This window comes from Pasteurellaceae bacterium RH1A, from assembly GCA_012221805.1.
Classification (GTDB): Bacteria; Pseudomonadota; Gammaproteobacteria; order Enterobacterales; family Pasteurellaceae; genus RH1A.
The window spans coordinates 2,190,949-2,204,722 of sequence record CP015195.1 but is presented as its reverse complement, the minus strand read 5'-3'; the positions used below and the strand labels follow the sequence as shown (position 1 = coordinate 2,204,722).

Here is a 13,774-nt window from a genome sequence, read left to right as displayed (position 1 = left end):
GCTATGTTTGATTCATTGGTCGTCCAGTTTGTGGTCCTTTGGGCGGTTATCGACCCCATCGGATCCGTGCCTGTCTATTTGGCCAAAACCATTGGCTTGCCAATAGAAGATCGCCGCAAAATTGCCCTCAACGCCATTTTGATTTCAGCGGGTATTCTACTCTTTTTCTTGGTGGCAGGACAGGCCTTGCTAGAGGCCATGCAAATCCCGCTTTCTGCCTTCCAGGCCGCAGGCGGTTTGGTGCTGCTCCTTTTTGCCTTAACCATGATTTTCGGCGAAAGCAAGCCTGAACAAGAAATCCGTATGAGCAGCAACATCAGCGAACTGGCTGTTTACCCGCTGGCCGTGCCTTCTATTGCCTCGCCAGGGGCCATGATGGCCGTGGTGCTTTTAACCGACAACCACCGCTTTAGTTTTGGTGATCAAATGCTCACGGGCGCTATTATGATGGCCGTCTTGCTCATTACCTACATCCTCTTGTTGGTGGCCAATAAAATCCAGCACTATATCGGCAATGCTGGAGCAGCCATTATCAGCCGGGTTATGGGCCTCATCTTGGCAGCGGTTGCCATCAACAATATGTTGGTGGGCATTCGGGACTTCTTCGTGCAGGTCAGCTAGGCCATGGAGATTGAGAACATCCGCCAGGCCTTTTCCCTTTGCAAGTTTTGGGAAGATCGCTACCGCTTGCTCATTCAATTAAGCCGCAAGCTGCCCAAGCCCAGCCAAGAAGAACTGACCTCCTTCCAAGAAATCCAGGGCTGCGAAAGCCGCCTCTGGTTCAAGCTAGCTGACCATCCTGCCCAGCTTCAGGCCTATAGCGATGCCCGGCTCATGCAGGGCCTGCTGTTTCTTCTTTTGGCAGATCTAGCCGCCCACACACCTGCCCAGCTGGCTACTTACCAAGTTGAGCCCCTGCTCACGGAATTTCAGCTCCTCCAACAGCTTTCCTCCACTCGTCTCCAGGGCCTCAAACAGATTGAGAAGCGCATTCAACTAAATTTCGCAAATTAGCGATCAAGCATTGCTGAATGGGCTAATTTGTGAAACAATCCCCACCATTTTGAATGGAAATAAATAAGGCGGTCGAATTGATCGATTCTGATGGATACCGCCCCAATGTAGGCATCGTTATCTGCAATAAAAACGGACAGGTTCTGTGGGCGAAGCGGTTTGGTCAAAACTCCTGGCAGTTCCCGCAAGGGGGTATTAACGAGGGGGAAAACATCGAACAAGCGATGTACCGTGAGCTTTATGAAGAAGTCGGTTTGAGCAAAAAAGAGGTGCGATTGCTGTGGGCGTCTAAATATTGGCTGAAATACAAGCTCCCCAAGCGTTTGGTGCGGGCAGACAGCGGCCAAAACCCGGTTTGTATCGGGCAAAAGCAGCGTTGGTTCCTCCTGCAATTTTTGGGCGAGGAAAGCCAAATTAACTTAAAAGCGACCAAGTCTCCTGAATTTGACGGCTGGCGCTGGGTCAGTTTTTGGTACCCAGTGCGACAGGTGGTTTCTTTTAAGCGGGATGTTTATCGCAAGGTTATGAAGGAATTTGCCCAGGTGCTGATTAATGAAGCCCGCAAACCGTCCCAACAAGCGGGCCAAAAAAGCGAATTTTCTGCAAATCGGCCCGACAACAAGCGGGACTACCGCAAGCCCTATCGGCCTTACACCAAAGAAATCAGGAAATAGTATGTTAGAAATTATCCTTTATTGTTTACCCATCGGCCTGGTGGCTGGCTTCTTGGCCGGCCTGTTTGGCGTGGGCGGCGGCACGGTCATTGTGCCGGCCCTGGTCTATTTACTGCCGCTCTTGGGCATTAAACACGAGATCATTATGCCACTGGCCCTGGGCACCTCCTTTGCCACCATTGTGATTACCACTTTTTCGGCCACCCAACGCCACAACAAGCACGGCAATGTGGAATGGTCGGTGGTCAAAACCTTTGTGCCGAGTTTGGTGATTATGGTCTTTATCACGGGGCTCTTTGCCAGCGATCTGCCCGACACCTACCTCACCAAGATCTTTGCGGTGATGATGTTCTACCTCTCGGCCAAGATGTTTATGTCCATAAAAACGGCCCAGAAGGAAACTAAACCTCGAACCACGCAGTCTATGATCATTGGCGGGGGCGTGATTGGTATGCTGTCTAGCTTTGCTGGCATCGGCGGCGGGGCCTTTACCGTGCCTTTTTTAAACAGCCGTGGGATTGAAATGAAGCGAGCCATTGGCACTTCTTCGCTAGCAGGTTGTCTGTTAGGCCTGGGTGGTGCCTTGAGCTATATGTATAGCGGCTGGGGCAACCCCAATTTGCCTGAGTATTCCTTGGGCTATATTTATCTGCCTGCCCTGGTAGCCATTACCACGAGTTCCTTTTTCACCTCCAAACTGGGGGCGAATGCAGCCAACTCCCTGCCAGTGCCGACCCTGAAAAAAGTCTTTGCCGCCTTCTTAATGTGTGTGGCAATCAATATGTTTTTAAAATAGAGAATTATGCAAGAATATTTTATCTTCCCCCAAATTGACCCGATTGTCTTCCAAATTGGGCCTATCGCCCTGCGTTGGTATGGCCTTATGTACCTCTTGGGCTTCGGTTTTGCCTATTGGCTGGGTGTCAAACGAGCCAAGGCCTCAAACGGCCTATGGACAACAGAACAGGTCGATCAACTGCTCTACAACGGCTTTTTTGGCGTGGTGCTGGGCGGACGAATTGGCGATGTCTTCTTCTATAACTTGGACAAGGTTTTAGCCGACCCGCTCTACCTCTTCCGTATCTGGGAGGGAGGCATGTCCTTCCATGGCGGCCTGATTGGGGTGATTGTGGCCATGCTTTGGACCTCCTACCGCCAGCGTAAAAGTTTCTGGCAGACAGCTGACTTTGTTGCTCCGCTGATTCCTTTCGGCCTGGGCCTGGGGCGAATTGGCAACTTTATCAACGGCGAACTTTGGGGCAATGTGACCAACGTGCCATGGGCCATGATCTTCCCCCATGTGGACAACCTCCCCCGCCATCCGTCCCAGCTTTACGAGGCGGCCTTGGAGGGCTTGGCACTCTTTATTATTCTGAATATCTTTGTACAGAAGCCCCGCCCAACAGGATCGGTGGCCGGCCTCTTTTTAATCGGCTACGGCGTCTTCCGCTTCCTGATTGAATATGTGCGGGAGCCAGATGTGGAGCTCTTCCTCAATATCCTGACCCGTGGCCAGCTGCTCTGCCTGCCAATGATTTTAGGTGGCACGGCCATTATGGCTTGGGCTTATCGGAAGAAACAAGCGGTTTAAAATCGCAAGAAATTTGCAAAATTAAGCTGGCGCCAGCCTCCAGGCTGGTGCCTAAAACAACCTTGGCACAAGCGAGGACGCTTGCGCCATCAATGAGATGAAACAACCCATGAATATCTTAGTCAGCAATGACGATGGCTTTCATGCCCTCGGCATTCAAATTTTAACCAAAACCCTAAGAGAGGCCGGCCACAAGGTGGTGGTCTTTGCCCCCGATCGCAACCGCAGTGCGGCTTCCAGCTGCCTGACCTTGACCGATCCGCTACGGGTGCATGGCTTTGATGATGAAAACTTTGCCGTTATTGCCGGCACGCCGGCCGACTGTGTCCATTTGGCCCTTAACGGCTATTTTGACCAGCCCTTTGACCTGGTTATTTCAGGCATCAACCATGGAGCCAATTTGGGTGATGATGTGGTCTATTCTGGCACGGTGGCTGCGGCCCTGGAAGGCCGCCATCTGCGTCTGCCTTCAATTGCCGTGTCCTTGGTGGAACGTAAAGGCTCTCGCCTGCTTTCGACTGAAAGCCATTTTGCCACTGCTGCCCAAGTGACCTTAGATGTTTTGGCCAAAATTGAACAAAACCTCCTGCCAGCCCGTCAGATCCTCAACATCAACGTGCCTAACCTGCCTTATGAGCAAGTAGCTGGTATGCAGGTGACCCGCCTGGGCCACCGTTCGCCAGCGGCAGAAATTGTCAAAGCCCAAGACCCTCGTGGGGCCAATATTTTTTGGATCGGGGTAAACGGCCAAGCTGTGGACGATGGCCAAGGCACTGATTTCCATGCCATCAACCACAACTATGTGTCTATCACGCCTATTCAGGCGGATATGACGGCCCATCAGTCCTTGCAGCAATTAAGTGAGCAGCTCCTATGAAGCTCTTCGGCACCATTTATGACAAGGTAATGGACTGGTCTAAGCATAAATTTGCTTCGGCCTGGCTGAGTTTTGTTAGCTTTATTGAGGCCATTTTCTTCCCCATTCCGCCCGATGTGATGCTCATTCCTATGTCCATGTCCAAGCCGGAATTAGCCACTCGTTATGCTATTTACACCACGCTGGCCTCGGTGGCCGGTGGGGTGATTGGTTATTTTATCGGCCTTTGGGCCTTTGATTGGGTGGAAAGCATCATTGCCAACTGGGGCTATCAGGCCAGCTTTGACAGGGCCAAAATGTGGTTTGAAGAATGGGGCGTGGCCGTGGTCTTTTTAGCTGGCTTCTCGCCCATTCCCTATAAGGTCTTTACCATTTGTGCGGGTGTGATGCAGATGGCCTTTGCGCCCTTTGTGGTTACGGCAGCAATCTCCCGTTTTTTACGCTTCTATTTGGTTGCCAAGCTCTCTGCCTGGGGCGGCAAGAAGTATGAAGCCCGTATTCGTCAATCAATTGAACGTCTTGGCTGGGCAACGGTTATCTTAGCCGTGCTGGCCTACCTTATCTATCAACTTATGAAATAAGAGGCTCACCATGAAAAAATCCTTTTTCCTTCTTCCTTTAGCGGCCTTGGCCTTAAATGCTTGTATCTCATCAACCCCTGCGGGCGAAACCGAAAGCACGGTGGCAACATCAAGCGCTTACGATCTGCAAACCGAGGTTCAATCAGTTGAAATGCCAAGCACCATGACCAGCTACCCGCAGCCAACCTACACCCCGCCTCCGGCCCCAACCTACAGCCAGCCAGCGCCGACAGCCTACCAGCCAACAGCGGTCAGCAGCGGTGACTTTGCTATTCCTCGTGACAGCGCAGGCAAGCCAATTTATAGCCAAATGACCAAGGGCGCCTATACAGGCAGCAGCTACACCGTACAACGTGGCGACACCATGTATCTGGTTGGCTTTATTTCAGGCAAGGGTGCAGACGAAGTGGCCCGCCTCAACGGCCTGGCCACCACAGCACCTTTAAAAGTCGGCCAAGTCTTAAGACTGCAATAAACGGGGTATGGAAAGCAAACGCATGAAAAAATCCTTTTTACTGCTCCCCTTAAGCGCCTTGGTGCTAACGGCTTGTAGCTCCAATAATCCTGCGCCAGTGGTCAATGCTAATAACTCAGACCTCAGCCCAGGCATTATGCAGCCAGTGGGTGAAAGCGTTTCAACAGGCTGGCAAAGCAGCGCCCAACCTGCCCCTGTGCCAAGCTATAACCCGCAGCCCATGCCAACCTATAGCACCCCGCAGCCGGTTATGAATGTGCCACAACCTGTGGCCACACCTCAGCCGACCTTCCCAGCTGCCCAGCCGCCACGCACGGAAACCAAAACCGTGACCGAAACGGTCAAGGTTAAAAAGCGAGTGCCTAAAAAGACCACCCCGCAGGATTTTGAAATCCCACGGGATGCCAATAACAAACCTGTCTATGGCCAAATCAACAAGGGCTTCTACAATGGCCAAACCTATACCGTGCGTAAGGGCGACACCATGTACCTTATTGGCTACATTTCAGGCAAGGATGTCAATGAAATCGCCCGTCTCAATAACATGAGCGAGCCTTTCCAGCTAGCAGTTGGGCAGAAAATCAAACTCTCTAACGGCCCTGAATACGAGGAAGTCGAAGTTGAAGAGAAGGTGACCAAGCAGGTTCAAGTTCAGGTTGAGCCTAAAGTGACCTACGCTCCAGGCCCGAATGGCACGGTTTATTCCTCTGAAGGCGATGTCCAAGGCCCAATTAAGGCAGGCGTGGGCACCAACCCGCCTGTTCAAGGCGCCAGCGTGCCAGTTAGCGGCGGCGTAGTGGCCACAGCAGGCACCAGTGGCGGCATTAAGGCTAGTGCAGGCACGGCATCAGGCGGCGTTAAAGCCAGCTCATCGGCTACTTATGCCCCAGCCTCCTCTATCAAATGGCAGTGGCCAACAGCCGGCCGTGTGATTTCAGGCTTCTCCGCAGCCGAAGGTGGCAATAAGGGCATCGACATTGCAGGCACCAAGGGCCAGGATGTACGGGCCGCCGCCGCAGGCCGTGTGGTTTATGCAGGCGATGCCCTGCGGGGTTATGGCAACCTGATTATCATTAAACACAATGATGATTTCTTGAGTGCCTACGCCCACAACGACTCCATCAAGGTGGACGAGCAAGATCAGGTTAAGGCGGGCCAACGCATCGCCACCATGGGCAGCACGGGTACCAATAGCACCAAGCTCCACTTTGAAATTCGTTACAAGGGCAAGTCGGTTGATCCAAGCCGCTACCTGCCGAAACGCTAGTTTGCAAGAAATTAGCCAAACCCGACCGCTTGTTGGCTAACAAGCGGTTGATTTTTATGGAGTTTTTGCATGAACCGTTGCACTTGGTGCGGCACCGACCCACTTTATCAAGCCTACCACGATCAAGAATGGGGCAGGCCTGAATACAATCCCATCAAGCTCTTTGAAAAGATCTGCCTAGAGGGTCAGCAGGCTGGCCTGTCTTGGATTACCGTCCTTAAAAAGCGGGAAGCCTACCGAGCGGCCTTCTTCCAGTTTGATCCTGAAAAAATTGCTGGCATGACTGAGGTTGATCTGGATAAGCTCATGGAAAACCCAGGCCTGATTCGCCACCGCAAAAAGCTCCAGGCCATCATCACCAATGCCAAGGCCTATCTGGCCATGCAGGCTGCCGGCCAAGATTTCAGCCAGTTCGTTTGGGGCTTTGTTAATCATCAGCCCCAAATCAACGACGTGCCTCATTTGGCGGCTGTTCCTGCCCAAACCCAGGCTTCAGAAGCCCTTTCCAAGGCCTTGAAAAAACAGGGTTTTTCCTTTGTGGGGCCAACCACCTGCTATGCCTTTATGCAGTCTATGGGCCTGGTAGATGATCATCTCAACGACTGCTTTTGTAAGGGAAAAGAATGAACCTAGCCTATTTAAACGGCTCGCCTAGCCAAAAAGGCCTGCTCAAGGCCGAGTTTGCTGATTTTATTGTTAAAGAAGAATTGGGCTATCCCCTTTCAGGCCAGGGGGAATTTGTGGCGGTCAAGATCCGCAAAACCAATGCCAATACCCTCTTTGTAGGCGAGAAACTGGCCGACTTTGCTGGCATTTCAGCCAAAAATATGAGCTATGCCGGCCTTAAGGATCGCCATGCCATCACCGAACAATGGTTCTGCCTCCACCTGCCTGGCCAGGATACACCAGATTTTTCTGACTTTGTATTAGAGGGCGTGGAGGTGCTAGAGGTGACCCGCCACAACCGCAAGATCCGAGTGGGCAGCCTAGCCGGCAACCATTTTGAGCTGCTCTTGCGAGAGGTGGAAAAAACGGACGACCTAGAAAGACGATTAGCAAGGCTCAAAACCACAGGTTTCCCCAACTATTTCACCGAACAACGCTTCGGCCGAGATGGCCATAACCTGACTCAAGCCCTGCGCTGGGCCGCAGGCGAAATCAAGGTCAAGGATCGCAAAAAACGCAGCTTCTACCTGTCCGCCGCCCGCAGTGAGGTATTCAATCTGGTGGTATCTGCCCGCCTACAAGCGGGGCAAATTGACCAAGTTCTTGCAAATGATGCCCTGCAACTGGCCGGCTCTAACAGCTTTTTTGTGGCCCAAGAGGCAGAACTGGAAGCCCTCAACCAACGCCTGACGGAAGGCGATGTCTTGCTTACCGCTCCACTCATTGGCGAAAACTCGGCCGACCTGCCTGCCAACCCGCAGGAAAAAGATATCATCAACCAACACCAAGCCTTGCTCAAACTCATGGCACAAGAACGCATGAAGGCCGCCCGCCGCCCCATGCTGGCCAAGCCCCAGGATTTCCTCTGGCAGTTTGAGCCAGGCGGCTTGCGCTTGTCCTTCTTTTTAGAAGCAGGATCCTATGCCACGGGGCTGGTGCGGGAGTTGATTGAAAATGCGGAATAAATTTGTAAGAAATCTATAAATTTTAACCGCTTGTTAGCGAAGAAATAAGAAAGTGAACAACTTTGAGATCTACTCCCCTCTTTAGCAAAGAGGGGCAGGGGGAGATTTGGCAGAAGTGAAAACGGAAGTGAGGTAATGAATAAGACTCTTAGAAGTGGATCCGTATTACATATTGACTCATCATTAATGAGCAAAAAAGATACTGCCAAATCTCCCCTAACCCCTCTTTGCTAAAGAGGGGGATCATAATCAGCATTAAATTGATAAGGAGAAAACATGACCACCCCCTACAAACTCATCGGCTTTGACCTAGACGGCACCCTGGTAAACAGCCTGCCCGATCTGGCTCTTTCCCTTAACTCTGCCTTTGCGGAAGTGGGCCTGCCCCAGGCCTCTGAAGACTTGGTGCTGACCTGGATCGGCAACGGGGCAGATGTGCTTTTCACCCGAGGCCTTGAATGGACAGGCCGTGCCAGCGAGTTTTCAGCAGAAGAACTGGCCCAGATCAAGCGCCGCTTTGGCCATTTTTACGGAGAAAATGTCTGCACCAAAAGCCAGCTCTACCCCAATGTCAAAGCCACCTTGGAGCAGCTCAAGACCAAGGGCTATATCTTGGCCGTGGTCACCAACAAACCCACGAAACACGTTCAACCCGTACTCAAAGCCTTTGGGATTGAAGAGCTCTTTAGCGAAACCCTAGGCGGCCAATCCCTGCCTGCCATCAAGCCCCACCCAGGCCCGCTCTATTATTTATGCGGCAAATTTGGCCTCTACCCGCATGAAATCCTCTTTGTGGGCGATTCCAAAAACGACATTCTGGCCGCCCAGGCCGCAGGCTGCAAAAGTGTGGGCCTAACCTACGGCTATAACTACAATATCCCGATTGCCCAGTCCAAGCCCGACTATGTGTTTGAGGACTTCGCCCAGCTTTTGGAGATTTGCTAAGCTCTTTCCCCCGCCAAGGGGGATTTCTTCTTAATAGCTAAACCATCTTTCACCGATAAGGCCAATAAGACGAAATTAAGGCCCCCTGCCAGCAATTCCAGGGCCTGGATAGCATAAAAGAGGCCATCAAATTCCCCCAAATTCGCCTTGTGGCACAAATAAAAGGCACAAGGCAGCAAGATAAAGAGGCCATTGGCGGCCACCAGTGGCATCCGCTTTTTCTTGGCCACAATAGAAGGATGCTTGGCCTTGGCCCCCATTTTCATGCCTGTTATGCCCGTCACCGCCATGGCGAAAATCAAGGCAAATAAGCCGTAACAAATGGCATTTTTCACAGCAATCACCGCTTCTTTTGATAGAGCAAGTTCACTGATAAGGCTGCTTGCCCAGAAAGTGCCGATTAACAAGAGGGAGGCCATTGCGCCTGTTTTATGTAGATTACGTAAGATTTGACGGTTCATTTTTCACTCCTTAGTATTAGTCTTAACAAATTACATAGCTTGCTATGCAAAATAAATATAGCACGCTATGCAATTTGATAGCAAGCTATATTTTTGCTACCATAACCGTACGATTTACTGCAAGGAAAAAGACCATGCCTGTTAATAAACGTCAATCCATTGGTTATCTCTCCAATCACACTGCCCGCCTCTTTGCCCATTTAATTGGTGATGCTCTCGCCCCTTTGGGGGTTTTGCCTGCTTATTTGCCTATTTTATTTGAACTCTGGGAAGGCCAAGCCCTCAGCCAAAGTGACCTGGTTGCTCGTTCAGGCCTAAGTCAGGCCACCATGGCCAATACCCTTAACCGAATGGAGCGAGATGGCTTAATTGAACGCTTGGCAAACCCAAGTGATGCCCGCAGCCGCTTGATTAAATTGAGTAAAAAAGCCCAGGCTTTGGAAGGCTCAATTAAAGAGAAGGCTCAACAGGTCAATGAAGAGGTCTTGGCGGTATTAAGCGATGAGGAAGTCAGCCAGTGGATAGGGATCATGCAAAAGGTTATTCAGCGCCAGACGGATTTGATGAGGAAAAGTTAATCGAAAACAGCAATGACGGCGTGAGAGATAAGAAAAACGGCTGAAGGTTCAGCCGTTTCCAAGGTGGAAGCAAAAATGCTAGGGTAAATCCTCATAAACCGCATCAAAAAAGGCCAGCTCTGCCTCAACGGAACGTTTGAAGAAGGCATGGGCAAGAGCCTTTTCTTCTTCACTGGCCAGCTCACCTACCCGATCCAGCTCTTGACCCAACCAAGCGACAAAGGCCTTAAAGGTCGGGTTATTGTGCAGGGTGATCCATTCGGCATGCTGAAAGGTTGGCGGCAGGCCTCGTTCAGGCTGGTCGGCCCAATCCTTATAGAGGGTTTCAGCCACATACAGCAGGGCAAGAATACTCAAATATTGGCGGGATTCAGCCCCTTCCTTAAGCAGGTTATCAAAGGTTTGGGTGGTTGGGTGGCGGATGGGAGAAAGCCTATCCTGCTCACTGACCCCAAAGCAATCAAAACAGCGGATAAAATAATCGTTTTCATCCCCTACAATGCTGGCTGTAAATTGAGCCAGAGCCTTGCGGGAGGCAAAATTATCAGCAGAAGCAATGCCAGCCCCCAAAAGGGCGACAAAGTGATCGACAAATTGATAATCCTGCACCAAATAACGGGCCAGGCGCTGATTATCCAAGCTGCCTGCAAAGATTTCATCCACAAAGCGGTGTTTAACCGAAGCCTGCCAAGTAGCTTGGTTGGCTTGGTAGAGTGTTTGGCTAAATGACATATTTCCTCCTATCTACCCAGGGTTTTTCTCACAATCAGGGTGGCCACAAAAATCACCACCATAACCGGCATGGTCAGACCGATAAAAAGTTCGATTTGGAAGTGAGAAAGCAGGTGATAAAGCACAAAGCCTGCCAGCCAAAGGCCCAGGCCGACCCAGTCGAAGGTCAAGCCAACTTCCCTTTTTTGCAGGAGGAAGAAATCGGCAATTTGCACCGCAATCATAGGAGCAAAGACAGAACCGATAAGCAGAAGGAAGTTTTCATACTGGGTCACGGGCAGGGCGATGGCCAGCACGGTGCCTAAAACTGTGATGGCAATGGCGGTTGGGGTTTCCTTAAATCCTTTATGTATGTTGTTGGCACTGACCCCTGCGGAATAGGCATCTAAAAAGGTGGTGGTGACGGTGGACAGGATCATAACCATAATGCCTGCCAGGCTCATGCCAGCAGCTAGGAGGATTTTGGACACATCAGCCTGGCCTAGGAAGAGGACAGCCCCCAAGCCTAGGGCGTACATCCAGATACTGGATAGCGTATAGCCGACCGTGGCTGCCAGGGTTGCGCCCAAAGGTTTTTTGGCATAGCGGGTGTAGTCCGACACCAAAGGCAGCCAAGAAAGGGGCATCACGGCAGCCAGTTCCACCGCCGTGCTAAAGCTCATCTCGCCATTTGTAGCAGGCGGTGTTTGGCCTGTGCTAAAGACCTTGACCGTTAGCCAAAGGGTGATTAAGAACATAGCCACCAGGGTCAAGATCTTAAACAAGCCCACTTGATTGGAGCCAGTAAAGAGCCAGGCGATAACCAAAATTCCCAGCACGAGCGCCCAAATATCAAAGGCCTCGGTCTGCCAGAGATGGAGGCTCAAGGCCCCGCTGATTTCTGCCCCGGTGTAGATCATAATGGCCGTCCAGCCGATCAGTTGCAGCACGTTGGCCACCGAGAAGAAAACCGATCCCTTTTGGCCGAAGGAAATCTGCACGGTCTGCATGGCTGACTTGCCTGTTTTGGCTCCAATCAGGCCTGCAAAAAAGAAGAGGCAACCGCCCAGTAAGTGGCCCAGCACGATAGCCAGTAAGCCATCCTGCCAGCCCAGGGGGGCGAACCAGGTGCCCACAATCACGGCACTGGCCCCAACCCCAGCTCCCGCCCAGATCAGGCCGCTGTTTAGGTTTGAAAGTGTTTTTGTCATATTGATGTTCTCCTTTTATGGCCGACAGCGACTGCGTCGCAATCGGTTACTGATAAGTCAGGGGCTTTGCCCCTGTGAAGGTTGAGGGGCAAAGCCCCTCACTTATTTGTAACCACGTACGGCTTGCCGTGCGTGGGCTTTTAGCTTGTTAATTTCAGCAAATTTTTAACCGCTTGCTGCCAGTCCTCCGCCTGGGTAATGGCACTGACCACCGCTACACTACCCACGCCGCAAGCCAAAACTTCTTCCACTCGTTGGGCAGAAATCCCCCCAATGGCCACGCTTGGAAGCGCTAGCGGTTTAACCAAGTCCACATAGGCCTGGAGCTTGTCCAAGCCTTGGGGTTGGGAAGGCATTTCCTTGGTTTGGGTTGGGAAAACATGGCCGAAGGCGATGTAGGAAGGTTTGAGGGCAATGGCTCGCATAATCTCAAAATAACCGTGGGTGGAGACCCCCAAACGCAGGCCGGCTTCCTGAATAGCAATCAAATCGGCTGTGGCCAAGTCCTCCTGGCCCAAATGCACACCATAGGCCTGGTGCTTGATGGCCAACTGCCAGTAGTCGTTGATAAAGAGGCGGACATCGTGTTTTCTGGCCAATTTGATGGCCTGCTCAATCTGGCTTTCTACCTGATCAAGCGGTTGATTTTTAAGGCGAATTTGCAAGGTCTTGACCTGAGCCTTAATCAAACGCTCCACCCATTCAAGGCTATCCACTACGGGATAGAGGCCAAGATTTTGTTCCGTGCCAGCAAAGGGTAGGCTAGGCAGGGTTAGCGGAGCAGATAAGAGGGCGGTTTGGGGGAAGTGTTCAACCTTTTGCGGGTAGCCCAGGTGGCGTAGGGAGCTGAGGGCAGTTTGCCCGGCCAAGCCCTGTTCTGCCAGCCCTTGTTGGAGGTAGGCTGTGGCCACGGTGACGCTATCAGCCAGGTCAAAGCCTTTAGCCAGCATGGCCGCCACGGCCGAGGCATAGGTGCAGCCCGTGCCGTGGGTGTTGATGCTTTCTAGCCTTGGGTGCTGGTAGGCATGGGTTTGGCACTTGGTGACCAAGTAATCACAAACCTGCTGGCCCTGCCAGTCAAAATGCCCGCCCTTGGCCAGCACGGCCTTAATGCCTTGGGCCAAGAAAACCTGGCAGGCTTTTTCCACATCAGCAAATTGCTGGACTTGGGTTTGGGTAAGGAGTTCCAGCTCCGTGCCATTGGGGGTGATAAGATCAATCAGCGGATAGAGCTTGCCTTGCACGGTAGGCAGTAGAATACTGTCCGACAGCTTCTGGCCAGAGCTGGCCACGGCCACAGGGTCGTACACCACATAAAGGGGCTTGGGGGAGTTTTGCCGAATATGGGCGATATAGTAGCTTAAAATTTCCACCTGTTCCTGATTGCAGAGCAGGCCGATTTTAATGGCATCGGGGTAGCCCTGAATGAGCAAGGCTTCAAACTGCTGGCGGAAGGTGTCGCTATCGACCTGGGTCACGCACAAAACACCGTGGGGGTGTTGGGCGGTGACAGAGGTCACCACCGAGCAGCCCACCACACCAAAATCGTGAAAGGTGTGCAGATCGGTTTGCAGGCCGGCGCCGGCGCAGGAATCTGAGCCTGCTACTGTCCAAACGACAGGGGAGTGAAGAAGATTTGACATCGCAATACCTCAAAAGTGAATGGTTTGCTTGTCGAAGGGGGAAGAGGAGGCAGACCAAGCGGTCTGGTTTTGATGATTTTTTGCAAAACTTGTTCCCTACGCAGGTTCTAACCTA

The 13,774-nt window shown here is 51.9% G+C and carries 17 protein-coding genes and 1 other annotated feature (1 of these 18 cut by a window edge); of the genes, 13 read left to right on the top strand and 4 right to left on the bottom strand.

The features are described 5' to 3' along the window. The first annotated feature begins 3 nt into the window (after window positions 1-3). The 12 genes from A4G20_10445 (at window position 4) to A4G20_10390 (ending at window position 9,055) form a co-directional block, all read left to right on the top strand. On the top strand, window positions 4-621 hold the full coding sequence (locus tag A4G20_10445) for a MarC family transcriptional regulator (GenBank protein QIW16719.1): 618 nt from the start codon (window positions 4-6) through the stop codon (window positions 619-621). Window positions 622-624: 3 nt separating this feature from the next. Next, window positions 625-1,014 (top strand): hypothetical protein, encoded by a 390-nt coding sequence (locus tag A4G20_10440; protein QIW16718.1) that lies wholly within the window; start codon window positions 625-627, stop codon window positions 1,012-1,014. 77 nt (window positions 1,015-1,091) lie between these two features. Then, entirely contained in the window at window positions 1,092-1,688 is a 597-nt protein-coding gene (locus A4G20_10435; protein ID QIW16717.1) for an RNA pyrophosphohydrolase, read from the top strand. A gap of 1 nt (window position 1,689) precedes the next feature. After that, entirely contained in the window at window positions 1,690-2,484 is a 795-nt protein-coding gene (locus A4G20_10430) for a hypothetical protein (GenBank protein QIW16716.1), read from the top strand. A gap of 6 nt (window positions 2,485-2,490) precedes the next feature. After that, window positions 2,491-3,279 (top strand): prolipoprotein diacylglyceryl transferase, encoded by a 789-nt coding sequence (locus tag A4G20_10425; protein QIW16715.1) that lies wholly within the window; start codon window positions 2,491-2,493, stop codon window positions 3,277-3,279. Between the two features lie 109 nt (window positions 3,280-3,388). After that, window positions 3,389-4,156, top strand: coding sequence for a 5'/3'-nucleotidase SurE (locus tag A4G20_10420; protein QIW16714.1), 768 nt, complete (start codon window positions 3,389-3,391; stop codon window positions 4,154-4,156). Further along, window positions 4,153-4,737: a hypothetical protein gene (locus A4G20_10415; protein QIW16713.1), complete on the top strand. Its 585-nt coding sequence runs from the start codon at window positions 4,153-4,155 to the stop codon at window positions 4,735-4,737. The genes A4G20_10420 and A4G20_10415 overlap by 4 nt, the downstream gene beginning before the upstream one ends. A 10-nt stretch (window positions 4,738-4,747) precedes the next feature. Then, on the top strand, window positions 4,748-5,212 hold the full coding sequence (locus A4G20_10410) for a hypothetical protein (GenBank protein QIW16712.1): 465 nt from the start codon (window positions 4,748-4,750) through the stop codon (window positions 5,210-5,212). A 22-nt stretch (window positions 5,213-5,234) separates the two neighbouring features. Beyond that, a complete protein-coding gene (locus A4G20_10405; GenBank protein QIW16711.1) occupies window positions 5,235-6,479 on the top strand; it encodes a hypothetical protein in 1,245 nt (414 codons plus the stop codon). A 69-nt stretch (window positions 6,480-6,548) separates the two neighbouring features. After that, window positions 6,549-7,106, top strand: a complete 558-nt coding sequence (locus A4G20_10400; GenBank protein QIW16710.1) for a DNA-3-methyladenine glycosidase — start codon at window positions 6,549-6,551, stop codon at window positions 7,104-7,106. Beyond that, window positions 7,103-8,110: a tRNA pseudouridine(13) synthase TruD gene (locus A4G20_10395; protein QIW16709.1), complete on the top strand. Its 1,008-nt coding sequence runs from the start codon at window positions 7,103-7,105 to the stop codon at window positions 8,108-8,110. Before A4G20_10400 ends, A4G20_10395 begins: the two co-directional genes overlap by 4 nt. Window positions 8,111-8,386: 276 nt before the next feature. Further along, window positions 8,387-9,055: a phosphoglycolate phosphatase gene (locus tag A4G20_10390; GenBank protein QIW16708.1), complete on the top strand. Its 669-nt coding sequence runs from the start codon at window positions 8,387-8,389 to the stop codon at window positions 9,053-9,055. Here A4G20_10390 and A4G20_10385 read toward each other — a convergent pair. Continuing rightward, window positions 9,052-9,516: a hypothetical protein gene (locus A4G20_10385; GenBank protein QIW16707.1), complete on the bottom strand. Its 465-nt coding sequence runs from the start codon at window positions 9,514-9,516 to the stop codon at window positions 9,052-9,054. The two genes, A4G20_10390 and A4G20_10385, sit on opposite strands and share 4 nt — an antisense overlap. A gap of 134 nt (window positions 9,517-9,650) precedes the next feature. On the opposite strand from A4G20_10385, the gene A4G20_10380 reads away from it, so the two are divergent. Further along, window positions 9,651-10,094: a hypothetical protein gene (locus A4G20_10380; GenBank protein ID QIW16706.1), complete on the top strand. Its 444-nt coding sequence runs from the start codon at window positions 9,651-9,653 to the stop codon at window positions 10,092-10,094. Between the two features lie 78 nt (window positions 10,095-10,172). Here A4G20_10380 and A4G20_10375 read toward each other — a convergent pair whose 3' ends face one another. The 3 genes from A4G20_10375 to A4G20_10365 form a co-directional block, all read right to left on the bottom strand. Next, on the bottom strand, window positions 10,173-10,826 hold the full coding sequence (locus A4G20_10375; protein ID QIW16705.1) for a TenA family transcriptional regulator: 654 nt from the start codon (window positions 10,824-10,826) through the stop codon (window positions 10,173-10,175). Window positions 10,827-10,834: 8 nt separating this feature from the next. Next, window positions 10,835-12,016, bottom strand: a complete 1,182-nt coding sequence (locus A4G20_10370; protein ID QIW16704.1) for a hydrogenase expression protein — start codon at window positions 12,014-12,016, stop codon at window positions 10,835-10,837. Between the two features lie 140 nt (window positions 12,017-12,156). Next, a complete protein-coding gene (locus tag A4G20_10365; protein QIW16703.1) occupies window positions 12,157-13,659 on the bottom strand; it encodes a thiamine-phosphate diphosphorylase in 1,503 nt (500 codons plus the stop codon). A gap of 76 nt (window positions 13,660-13,735) precedes the next feature. Then, window positions 13,736-13,774: a binding site (TPP riboswitch), on the bottom strand (it continues 58 nt past the right edge of the window).